This window comes from Pontibacillus sp. HMF3514 (assembly GCF_009858175.1).
Taxonomy (GTDB): domain Bacteria; phylum Bacillota; class Bacilli; order Bacillales; family BH030062; genus Pontibacillus.
In genome coordinates, this window is sequence record NZ_CP047393.1 from 3,319,303 (window position 1) to 3,332,349 (window position 13,047).

At 37.6% G+C, this 13,047-nt stretch carries 6 protein-coding genes; 2 read left to right on the forward strand and 4 right to left on the reverse strand.

What is annotated here, in order from left to right; translation table 11 throughout:
* Positions 1-122: 122 nt before the first annotated feature.
* Positions 123-2,537: a leucine-rich repeat domain-containing protein gene (locus GS400_RS17045; RefSeq protein ID WP_160103790.1), complete on the forward strand. Its 2,415-nt coding sequence runs from the start codon at positions 123-125 to the stop codon at positions 2,535-2,537.
* A gap of 12 nt (positions 2,538-2,549) precedes the next feature.
* Entirely contained in the window at positions 2,550-5,117 is a 2,568-nt protein-coding gene (locus GS400_RS17050) for an RCC1 domain-containing protein (RefSeq protein ID WP_160103792.1), read from the forward strand.
* A gap of 98 nt (positions 5,118-5,215) precedes the next feature.
* Here GS400_RS17050 and GS400_RS17055 read toward each other — a convergent pair whose 3' ends face one another.
* The 4 genes from GS400_RS17055 to GS400_RS17070 all read right to left on the reverse strand — a co-directional run bounded on the left by GS400_RS17055 (position 5,216) and on the right by GS400_RS17070 (position 12,935).
* Complete coding sequence (locus GS400_RS17055; protein ID WP_160103794.1) at positions 5,216-7,456, reverse strand: Ig-like domain-containing domain; 2,241 nt, start codon at positions 7,454-7,456, stop codon at positions 5,216-5,218.
* Positions 7,457-7,472: 16 nt separating this feature from the next.
* Positions 7,473-8,951: a putative Ig domain-containing protein gene (locus tag GS400_RS17060; protein WP_160103796.1), complete on the reverse strand. Its 1,479-nt coding sequence runs from the start codon at positions 8,949-8,951 to the stop codon at positions 7,473-7,475.
* Between the two features lie 19 nt (positions 8,952-8,970).
* Complete coding sequence (locus tag GS400_RS17065) at positions 8,971-9,795, reverse strand: Ig-like domain-containing protein (RefSeq protein WP_236561010.1); 825 nt, start codon at positions 9,793-9,795, stop codon at positions 8,971-8,973.
* A 551-nt stretch (positions 9,796-10,346) separates the two neighbouring features.
* A complete protein-coding gene (locus GS400_RS17070) occupies positions 10,347-12,935 on the reverse strand; it encodes a phosphodiester glycosidase family protein (protein WP_160103800.1) in 2,589 nt (862 codons plus the stop codon).
* Between the last annotated feature and the right edge of the window lie 112 nt (positions 12,936-13,047).

Here is a 13,047-nt window from a genome sequence, read left to right on the forward strand (position 1 = left end):
TCCCTTTCTGCAACAGCAGAGAGGGATTTTTTTATACAAAACTTTATTTATGTTTCCACCTTATTTTGCCGATATAAGAGAGAGATGTGCATAATTTAGATATTTTAATGAGGTGAACTTTCGTGAAGCAACTACATAACTATCGTCTACTTTTTATCACGAGCTTTATCGCCTTTCTTTTAGTCTACTCTCCAAGCATTCATGCTGAGGAGTTATTTTTAGATGAGGGACTAGAGAAAGCTGTTTTGGATCAATTACATATAGATCTGGAAGACCTTACTCAACAACAATTAAATGATATAACAAACCTTGATGCATCAAATTATAAGATATCGGACCTTGATGGCATTGAACAAATGGAGAACTTGCAAGAGTTAGACTTGTCTCATAACACTATTTCTGACCTTTCATCTCTCGCTCAATTAGAAGGACTCCAATCATTGTATCTACATAATAACAACATCAATCAAGTGTTTCCTCTACGATATTTATCAGAACTAAACACGTTATCCTTATCTGCCAATCAAATAAGCGATATCTCCTCCCTTTCAAATTTAAGTGAACTAACTACTCTGCGCTTAAATAGTAATGAAGTTGAGGACCTTGAACCTTTAAACGATCTTTGGAATCTAGAACATCTATATATTAACGATAATTTAATTTCATCTCTAGAAAATATTCAATCATTAACATCATTAAAAAGCTTGTGGATCGATCACAATATGATTACATCCATTGAGCCTTTACGGTCATTAGATGAGTTAACAAGCCTTCATTTACAAGCAAATGTAATTGAAGATATCTCAGCACTAGAAGACTTAGATGAATTACAATCCTTATGGCTACAACAAAATGACATTGAAGACCTCTCACCTCTTTTTGAATTAAAGAATTTGTTAGAGCTTTATGTACAAGAAAACCGCATTGCAATAAATCCAGAAAGCAATATGATGAACTATTTACAAAAGCTTGAAGAAAACAATGCTGATGTTCGATATTCACCGCAAAAAGAGAACCAAAACAGTGCAGTCATCAATTTTGAAGACGCTAATTTTGAAGAAGCCATCAGAGATAAATTAAACAAATCTGATGCACCTATCTATAAAAATGATGTAGAGCAAATTCGAACGTTAGACTTACAGCACTATGGCATTCGAAATATTGAGCCAATCAAGCACTTTACGAATGTTGAAAAACTGTTCCTATCTCATAATGATATATCGAATATCAATCCGTTACAGGATCTCACACAATTGGAAGAACTGTATCTAAACAATAATAGAATTGATTACTTATGGGGACTGAAAGATCTAACAAACCTAAAAGTTCTAGGACTCTCCAATAATGAGATTACTAGCATAGCATTCTTGCAGGACTTAACGGACCTTACCCACTTAAACTTAAGTAATAACGGGATTTTAGATATTTATACACTAGAAAGATTAAAGAATTTACGAGAGCTTCAGTTAAGTAACAACCAAATAAAAGATATTTCACCATTAGAAGATCTAAATGCTTTAGAAGACCTTTGGCTAGATGACAATCGTATTGAATCATTAAAACCAATTGATGGTCACTCTCGTTTAAACTCCCTTCATGTAAATCGAAATGGTTTGAAATCTCTAGAAGATATAAAAAATCTTTACCATTTAAAAGACTTATATGTTCAAGGAAATGATATTGACGACCTTAGTGCTATTCGATATTTTGATGAGTTAAGCAACCTAGATATCTCTCATAACAGCATCACTGACCTTTCCCCTATTGAAGGATTAAATAGGTTAGATCGTATATATGCAACCCATAATCAAATTGCATCGATTGATTCCTTAATGAAAATGGATCACTTAATGGATCCTTATAATTCTGCAAGTGATCGAATCGTTGACCTAAGGTATAACGCTTTGATCGAAAGAGAATCCAGCACAAAACAAACAGTGGATTTTCTTCGTGAAGTAGGGAATCAGGTTCTTATTTCACCCCAAGCCGAACAGCAAATATTTGATTTTGGTCACAAAAGTAATGTAGCAAAAGATAAAACATGGACGATTCAATTTAACGCTAAACCAAAGTACTACTCAGGAAAAATACAAGTGATGAATGATGACGGTGAGGAAATTCCAGTTCGTGTAACTAGTGTTGGAGATAAGCTTACAGTAAAAGCACCTGTTGGAGGCTACGAAAATGGAGAAACGTATCAACTATATATTCAACGTGATATAACTTTTTATCACAAAGAATCCAATCTAAAACGTCCAGTTAAAATGTCATTTTCAGTGGTCCAAAATCAACAAGACAACGCAGATCTAACAATTGAAAATGTTGGTGGAGTTGTCCTCGATTATGTTGATCGTTCCTCTGAAATTATTATTGAGAAAGACAGACTAAACCTATCTAGTAATCAAAACATTTTTATCAAACTAGGAGAAGATAAGATACCTTTTTACGATGACGGTAATGGGTATTACAGAGCTACAAATGTTCCTAAAGGTTACACGGAACAGGAAATTAATAAGGCTACGATTCAATACGAATAGAGGTGATTTAGGATGAACAAAAGAATTTCCCTGTTAATACTAATCGGATTACTTATGGTTAGTACAATACAGTTCGTGAATGTACAAGCTGCAGATAACAACCAACAGACAATATCAATAAATAATGGACACACGCTTGCACTAACAGATGATTCAGATGGTGATCCTAGGATATTAGCTTGGGGTTGGAATGAATTCACTCAGCTTGGTAACGACAAAAATTCATATGAATTAAGACCAATTGAGATAACGAATTTTCAAGAAGACGATGAGAATATCGTCTCTTTAGCCGCTGGTAAACAACATTCTTTAGCACTAACCAAGTCTGGAAGAGTCCTTGCTTGGGGTGCTAACAATACAGGACAAGTTGGAAATAATGAACACGAACTTTCTTACTCACAACCCCAAGAGGTAAAAGAATATCAGGAAAGTAGTTCTGACTCCCAATACACCGAACAAACATTAAAAAATGTCATTGCTATTCAAGCCGGCGATCAGCACTCAGTTGCATTAAAAGCTGATGGTACAGTGTGGAGCTGGGGATCCAACGAGTTTGATCAGTTGGGACAGCATAAGTACATTCCTACGGGAACAAAACGAGTTGCTGAACAAGTGCTAGGACTTGAAAATATAGTAGAGATCAACAGCTATAGAAGTCATAATCTTGCTCTTGATGAAGACGGAACGGTTTGGACATGGGGAGAAAACTGGGGCGGCCAAATGTCTTCTGGTTTAGAAAGTACAAAGAACCCATTTGAAGTAGAAGGCCTCCCTCCTATTAAATCTATAGCAACAGGGAGTTTTCATTCCTTAGCTTTAGACAAATACGGGAATGTGTGGTCATGGGGCGTAAATGATTTTAACCAGCGTAATCAAGACGACCGAGATTATGCAAAGCCTTACCTTGTTCCTGGGTTGTCTAATATAGTAACGATTGCTGCAGGCGATGCTCATAATCTAGCAATCGATAGCAGTGGACAAGTTTGGGCATGGGGAAATAATAGTTTTGGTGAGGTTGGTATATCTCAAGAGACAGAAATCGTATCTAATCCAGAACCACTATATGAACTGGACAACGTTGCAGAAGTTGCAGCAGGTGATCAGTATTCCATCGCTAAAACAGAAGACGGAACCATTTATACTTGGGGACGAAACCAAAATGGTCAATTAGGTAATGGTACAAATACAAATCGTCACGAACCAACTTCTGTAAACATTGCTTTTGTTACAGGAGTAAAGTTAAATCAACACACAGTTGAATTAAAACCAGATGAAAGTACTCAATTAAAAGCTACCGTCTTCCCTTTTGATGCCATTTCTAAAGATGTAGTGTGGTCTTCAAGTAACGAGGATGTCGTAACCGTTAATGAAAATGGAGAAATCACAGCAGTAGCTGATTCGAGTACAGAGAATGAAGCAACGATCACTGTAACAACTAAAAGTGGTGGATATACGGATCATGCTGAAGTATCCATTAAGGTACCCGTTACCGGAATTGATATCACGAAAAATGTTCTAACACTTGAGAGAGTATTAACTGACGATGGATTAGAAGACGACTCATTCAAGCTTAATGCACAGGTTTATCCATTCAATGCCACAGATAAACGAGTCATATGGGAATCTGAAGATGAGGACATTGTAAGTGTCGATCCACGTGGTGTTGTAACCGCTGAATCTAAAGGAAAAACCACAGTAAAAGCCACATCTATCGATGGTGGATGGACGGATGAAATAACTATCTACGTCACTATACCAGTTGATGAAATCCATATTCGCGGGGATGATGATGGACTTGATATGATTGAAGGGCAAGAATATCAACTAGACTATTACATTTACCCAATGAATGCTACGAATCAACACGTGTATAAATGGTCTAGTAGCAATGAAAATGTAGCCACCGTTAATCAATTAGGTAAAATTACAGCCAAAAACGATGGGACAACCACAATTACCGTCACCACACAAGATAAACGAAAACAGGGAGAAATTAGAGTCCATGTAGAAGCAGGAGAATATAAAAAGCTATCAGGCTTTCAAATTCCCAAAACTATGTCTTTAAAAGCTCTAGATCGCAAGCAAATCGAAACAGAGTTTTTCCCTAGTGACGCATCTAATAAAAAGGTGTATTGGAGATCAAAAGATGAAGATATCGCAACTGTAGACGCTAATGGGAATGTAAAAGCATTAGCATCCGGTAAGGTAACCATCATAGGAAGAACAGCAGATCGAAGCTATAAACAAGAAATCGAGGTTAAAATTGGGCCAAATACAAATGGATGGCTACTAGAAAAAGAGCGCAAAAACGTATCTAGAACGAAGACTTGGGATATTCGTTTTAACACAGTACTTGATGCAGAATCAGTTAATGAAGATACGGTATATATAAAAGATATCTATTCAAAAGAAGTGGAACTAGATATATCATTATCAAATGATGGTAAAACAGTTTCAATTAAACCTACTGAGAAGCTTCGAGGAGATACAATATTTTATCTATATATCACAGATGAAATTAAATCAAAAAGTGGGACTCCATTAAAGAATGGAACAAAGATGGTATTTGAAACATACTAAATAGTTTTGGGTGACGTTATTAAAACGTCACCCTTTTCTTATGCAAAAAAAAGAAGGAGCTCCCTATTGTGAAGGGAGCTCCTCCTTTATGTTTTCTTTTAATCCGTAATTAAATCATATGGTTCAAAGTAAGGCTGGAATACGCCAATTCGATCAAGTTCACTAACAGGAATCTGTTCAAGTACATCTTCCATGATCTCTGGGTCTTTCATAAGTTCGTATAGTGACACGATTTTACCGAAGTTATCCGTAATTTCAGGAACATAATCATTTTTAAACTCAGATCCTGGTGCGCCTTGAAGACGGAATGAACGACGCTCAAGAACTTTTCCGTAAGCATCATAAGCTGTTATTTCAATGTCCGTTACATCAGCATTTAAACCAGCAAATGTAGTGGAGAACTGTCCTCCTGCCCCTCTAGTAAGGTTAGGACGTACACCACGGTCCGTAACGACACTAATCTTCTCAACGTCTTCTTCAGCGTCGATTTTGATATTCGTTAGGTTTGGAGCAGTGCGCTCATCTGAGATCAAACCATCACGATAGTGAATTGTTTCTAACTGCTGAATATATATTTTCGGAATATCAATCGCGATGTTTTCACTTGGAGTTTGCAAGATACCGCTGTTTAATTCCTGAGCAGTCTTACGCATGAATGCATTGTTGAAACCATCCGCTGTTTTGAATTTGAAAATCATTTTGTCGTTTTCAGAGTAAACACCGCCACCGTAACGGTCTTTTAAAGCGCCTGACTCAATCGTTACTGTGTACTTCGTGTTGTACTCTAACAAACGATCTGGGTGTGATGTATCAAATGTAATAAGTAGTTCAGTTGGATTATCTTCATTAATTTCTGCACTATAATTAAGATCCGGGTTAACAGGATTCGTTGTAACAGATACTTTACCAGTATTTAAGTTTGAAATTTTATCATCAAACTGAATAACTAACGCCTGGTTTACACCTACACCAATCTTGTTAACACCAATTAATTCTGGAATTCGGTAGATTTCATCACTTGAGCTCATACGGAATGGACTTGAGTCTGGATCAAAGTGATCAGAACCCGGGCTAAAATAAGCACTTACAACACTTGGCTTTTTCTCTGTGTAGAAAATTAGACGATCAAATACGTCTGAGTTGAACTCACCTAAACCATATTCATTGGTTTCCGTAGCAACTGCACCATCTGGAATGTGAACGAAATACTGACGGTTTGGTTTTAGTGGTTTGAAGTCAATAATTAGCTCATTTCCATTAGATACATTTGGAGTCCCAGTTAGATAATTTTCATTGGTTAAAGTATCAAGTATCTTAATACCTTCTCCATTGTCTGTTAAAGAAATATTACTATCAAATCGGATTGTTACATCTCCAAGGTTTCCTGAGAGTACTCCACGTGTATAGTTCCATTCAGTCTGGATGTTTGAAGGCGTCCCTGTAACGTAAAATCCAGTTTTCGTGTTATCGTATCCAAATCCATCCTTAATTTGTGTAAAGGAATCTGTTGAGAAACGGATTTCCCCTTGTGTGAGATCTGCATCATTAACCATACTTGAAATTTTTGCTGCAGAAGTCGTATCAACAAATTGTGCATGTGGTTTTGGGATAACATTATTGTTATTGCTGTTATCTTCAATTACCCATTGATCACCTGGTTTATACTCATTTACAGGTATATCTAATACAAGTAATTCGTTACCAGAAGATATACTATCTTTGTATATATGAATTTTGTCATCATTTGTCTTATCTGCTACATAAGTATTACTACTAGTGTTTTCACCTACTACTGAGAAATTATTAGACCCATTGTAACTTAGCATAAGAGCTTCAGTATTTCCTCCATTTTTCACAGTAGGCTGTGCTGTACCAGGTTCATTATAACCAGCTACAAGATAAACCTGATAATTGGTATTTGGTTGGATCTTGTTGTTTAAATTTAACGTGATTGTAGAACCAGAATTTATAGCTTGCTTTCCTGTAATAATGTCTGTATCCACATCTGTACTAAAGTTAGAATACAAGTCTTTATATGGATCTACTACGATCTGTTCTAGCTCACCAGAATAAAAACCATAATTATCATCAAAATAGTTACTAATAGGTTTTGTACTATCAGTCACTAAATAATAAAGCATATCTGCTTCTTTAGTTGTCTTAGCATCTAGCTCAATCGTAGCTGAATTCTGATTAATATCAGTAAATTCAATAGAAGTAATATCATCTTCTAGCGTTGCTGCAGCTGATACAAAAGCAGGGTTTCCTAAGTTAGCAACAAAAGAAACCATTAAAGCTAATGATAGAAGAGTCATAGACTTTCTCATCATATTCTTCATCTCTTTTCTCCCCCTTTTATTTAAGCCTATATTCTTTCTCTGTAATCTTATCTCCAAATTCATCATAAGCAATAAGAGTTATTGTTTGTCCAGATACCAAGCGTGGTGTAGCTAAACTGAACTTGTTATTTCCTTCGTAGTGCATTGGAATTGATTCTTTCCTAGTTCGTCCTGAATCTGTACGAATTTGAGCTTCAACATCCATTTTATAAACAGCTTTCTTTACATTAACCTCAATTGTGTGAATGCTTAAAAGACTTAAATAATCATTCTCTACACTCACTATTTGATCCTCTGCAATATAAGGCTCTTCGCCGTCATCATGTACGACTACCTCAATGGAAACCGTTAATCCTGTATCTCCAACATCCCCTGTAGCAACAATAGTTCCTGTTTGAGATGTATTTACTGGAGTCCAAGATATATCTTCTTGTGCAGTAGAGCCGTCCTTATACGTTACTTCTACTGAAGATGGAAGTGTAGGTGTTTCACCCGCTTCAACGGAAACTGGATCTAAGCTTTCAATCGATTCTACGTTGCTTTCAATTGCATTAACTTTAAATTCTTTTGAGGTAGAGTTCCCATTACGGTCTGTAACCTCTATAGAAAAGCTGTATTCCCCTTCTCTTGTAGAAGTACCTGATAACACGCCTGTCTCAGAATCTAGTCGGATTCCTGATGGTAAACGGCTTCCACGACCTCTTGACCATGTGTAAGGTTCCGCTCCAAAGTCAGCTTGTAGTTGGGCATGGTATTCTTGATCCAATAATACATTAGGTAATTTGTTCGTTTTGATTTGAATAAAACTATCTTCCAAGCCTGTTACATTACGTAATATTTTCATAGCATCTGCTTGAGCGATGTTTCCATCCCCATCAACATCAGCTGAATTTTTTACATCATAACCACTAAGTGGGTTATCACCACTCACATGCTGAAGAATGCGAAGGGCTTGTGCAGCATTTACTTCGTTCGTTCCTAACACATCTCCCATAGGACGCTCTTTCGTTAGCATGCCATTGAATCGTTCAAAGCGCTGGTCTCTTCCAGACTGATCTTGCAAAGAGACTTCTTCAAGGGATAAAAGGGATTGCGTACCTTTCCCTGCTGACTCCGAAATATCATAAACGATATAGCCAATTGTTGCTTCTTCTACATTCACGTTGTTTCCTTCATCACTAGAAATAAAGTCAACATAGAGCTCCTCTCCATCTTTTCTAGGAGTGGTATTAAATTGGCCTCCATCGAACATTGGTGTTAACTCAAAACGCTCCAGTTCAAAAGCTGAACTTGTTGGATCATCAATTTTAAAACTTCCTGTAGAAAGACGAGAAAGATTATGTAGTCGAATTGGAACTTTTACTTCCCCATCCAAACCACTTACACTTCCAACCTCAATCATTGGACTTCGAGATGAAGCTGCATCTGACATCCCTGGTAGCATTAAAGTTGTTGTTAATACAAAAACCAATAACGTCATCATCAATTTTCTCATGTTGGTCACCACCTTTTTGTTAGTTTACGGTAAATGGAAGTTGAACAGCTTCTTTTAAGCTGTCTCCGTGTGAAGATTGAATTTGATCACTAATTGTTAGCGTGTAACTCCCTTTTATATAGTGTTTAACAGGAGATACTGTTACAGATTTTTTATCTTTACTCATTTGAACTTTTACTGGAATCTTTTCACCAGTACGATCATCCGTCACGGTAATCGTATGAGGATTTAACGTGCTACGATTCATTGCTGTATTGAACTTGATTGTCCAAGTCTTATTAGAATTGATGTTCTTTTGGCTAGCCTTTTTCTTTCCGTTGAATGGCTTCACGTCTCCATCCACCACATTGAACGAAATAGGGTCACCATCTTCATCAAACAGTTGGACATTAGAAAGATCTAAATCCGAGCTATTCTTTCGGTTTCTGTGCATTAAACGGAACTCAAGAGTAAGTAATGAGCCATCTTTAACCTGTCCTTCATTACTTGCCCACGCTGCCTTAATGACACCTTTTCGAGCCTGATCAATATTCTTTACAAATAATGCTCCTTCAGGCATTGCATCTCCTTTTTCCGCATCAGTTACATAACCAACATCAGCATCATAATGAAGCTCAAACGAACCAGCAGCTGCATCTTCAATGTCTGATACAAGTACGGATAAACTTACTGTGCGACCTCTTCTTTCTTCAAAACTCGATGTAATCATCACCTGTCCACCACTAGCCGCCTCAACGATTTGAGGAGTAGTGGTTGAAGGGTAGCTCATAAAGCCTGCAAATAAGAGCAGAACTGCAATGAGTGTAAACCACATTCTCTTTGACGTTTTCATCATCTTTCTCATAATTAGACACGAACTGAGTTTAACTTCGATGTCAGGTCCTTGGTGCTTCAGCTCGTGCCTTCCCCCCCTTTCTCCTATTCAGATTGTAGAAGTATGTACTTAAACCTCGTATCCTGACAGTTTCATATATACTTTTATATCGGACATTTATCATAGAACATAAAGAATAAATTGCTATAAATCCTGATATGAGACTATAGTCACTAATAAGAAAAGCGCAAGCGCCCGTTTAGCAACGAAGGGACTGGACTGAGCCCGTAGTACGATTAACCAAACTTGCTGATTGGCAAGCCGCAGGCGCAGACAGAAGCTTAGTTGCCGTGGTACTTTTACTTAGAAATTTTGACTACGTCGAATCACTTCTTTGCTAAAATTTCATGTCATCAAATGTGTAAAGGAAACACGAAGAGCTTAGCGATTCGATGTTGACTTATCGTACGGAGGTGAGGGAAGTCCATTCGTTGCTGGGCGCTGGAGCTAGACATCTATGAGCTCCAATTTTCTTTACTTAAAAAAAAGACCGCCCCATTGAGGGACGGCCTATCTCTACTTTATTTGACTTGGAATACTTTTGTAACTTCTTGTCTCATATTTGCTCCACCACTTGATTTAACTTTTGTGGTAACGACGAGCTGATAGAATTTGTTTCCTGTGTAGCCGTCACCTGCTGGAGTAACGGTTACTTTAGTTTCACTAGAGTCTAATGACACATTTGCATCGACCTTGTTTCCATTTACATCTTGAACGTAAATGCTCTCGCTATTGATGCTTGAGTCCATTAACTCTGTACTGAATGTAATCGTCCATTCCTTACTGTTGTTCACAAAGGCATGATCGACAAGGTTATCCAGGGATTCCTCTTCGTCCTTGTAAGATGCACTTAAGCGATCTAGATGAAGTGTACCCCAGTCTTTGTTATCTTCACTAGGTTCAGCAACGTATAGTTTACTTACCTTAAGTGGAAGTTTGGCTTCACTTGGAATGTCTGCTGTGACGTACTTCCAGCCATTCCAGTTCAGTTCCCCATTCTCTGTGAAGCTAATGGAATACGTATCTCCATTACCATCTTGTATTTTGCCACGTAACCAGTGATCTTTGCCATCGCCATAAACCCACATACCTAAGTGATCTGGTCTTCCATTGATCTCAATTGGGTTCTCTCGAACAATGTAAGTTGCAGCAGTTCCTTCTTCACCAGTTGCAAAGTTGTATTCGAGGTGCATTGATGTGTCTCCAGAAGCTACTGGTTCGAATGCTTTACTGATGCGATCAAATCCACGTGCTCTAATCGTATCAAGATACCAAGCATTATTGCTTGTGAATTCATCAATTACATCGCGATCTCCACCAACCGTAATAGAAGTTTTATACTCATAGCCATTAAGATCAGCTATAACTGAACCTTCAGCTGAGCTATTAGCTGCTGTTAATAAACCATTTTGATCAATCTCTCCAATGTCACCTTCTGTTTTCCATTCTATTGTACTCTCATTAAAGATGAGTTTGGAATTATCATTCGAAAAGGCTTGAGCATTAAATTGTTGCTCTACACCTGTACCTAAGATTACATCTCCAGGTGTAATTTCTAAGCGATCAACCGTTTCAACAACTTCTATTGGAAGCTTCTTCTCAGCATCTCCATAAGAAATAACAATTTGGCCAGAGCCTTCATTCTCTGCAAAGAATGTTTCGCCTTCCATACGACCTACATTACCTTCCACAGAGTACTCTAACTTAGATTGATCAATATTAAGCGGATTGTAGTATCGATCTAATAGATAATCTACAGCCACACGTGTTGAAGACCCTTTTACAACTTTCCCTTCTTCACGTCTGTGCGCTTCTAGAATTGCTGGACCTCCAGTTGGTGCAGTACTTACCGCATGTAACGTTGTGGATACAGCACGTTGCCTTCCATCAGATGGGCTATTAAGAACTGAAGGGTACATATCTCCCGGCTGTCTAGCTGCCATGGTAGTAGATCCACCACCATCTAGATTAATAGCATCATAGATTCCTTTACTTTTAATATAATTGGCGAACTCCGTTAAAGTCATTCCGTCACTAAAACCATTTTGACGACCATCAACCGTAATAAAGTAAACTTTTGAACCATCTTTGTTTGTTCCAACAGCTGTACGAGGATGTCGTGTATCTGCTCTGTAACTGTCTTTGTCAATCGTTAAATCAACTTCACCATTATTAACAAGCATAGGACCACTTGCCATCATAAACTTAGAATCTTTCCATTTATCATCTATATCCACTCTTAGAGTGATATCTTCTCCAACTTCTGTGTACTTAAACTGCTCGGCAAGCTGTCCACCTTGAATGGAGAGTACAAATCCATCTTCAGGAATTTTAGTACGCCCTTCTTCTCCATATTCTCGAATATCAGTGACCTCACCAGTGATAAGGTCTCCAAATTTTATATTATCTGAGTCAAGGGACTTGTCCGTATTATCAACTGTAATTTCCATTCCGTACTTATTTGTTTTCGTCCAATCTAAATGATAGGAGGAGGTGTATAAAATAATCTCCCCTGCCCCTCGTGACCGGTTCAAGGAGTCGACACTAATAACGCCCCCATCATGAAGGAAACGCATATCTAAATCATATTTTCCTATCATCGCTTTTCCGTCATTCGTCATACCAAATGCGGTTGGAACACTCATATATTCATCTGATCCAGCTGAAATTGCCCCTAAGTTAAATAGAGACTGATTTTCAGAGATTAAATAAGCCGGCATAGCATTAGTAGTATGATAGAAAGATCCGTTAATTGACCCTACTACTCGGTTACCTTCTTTGCTCACAGTTTTTGCTTGTGATGTAACCGTTCCAAGTGAAGGGAATGGTTTTGGATAATTCATTTGTATGGTTGTGTACGGATTACCTACATGAACCTGCATAATGTTCACATTTTCTTCAAGGTAACCCTCATCTAATCTCTCAGTTTTATAGGTTGCACTAGGCAGAATTTTCTTTGTTTCTGTAATTTCATAAGCCGCTGCTTCTACTTTTCCTTGATCAGTCCAGTTTAACCAGGACAACTCCATCGAAGAGCCGATGAGTTGAAAGATTACTAGAACCGAAAGGACACGAACAAACCACTGATGTCTTAGTCTCTTATGTAGCATAATGATCCTCCCTTAGTATCTCTTTCTCTACTTGCTAAAATTATACAATTTTTGCATATAAAAATACATTGGACAAATGTACGATTCTACACATTTATAGACGATCAAAGGA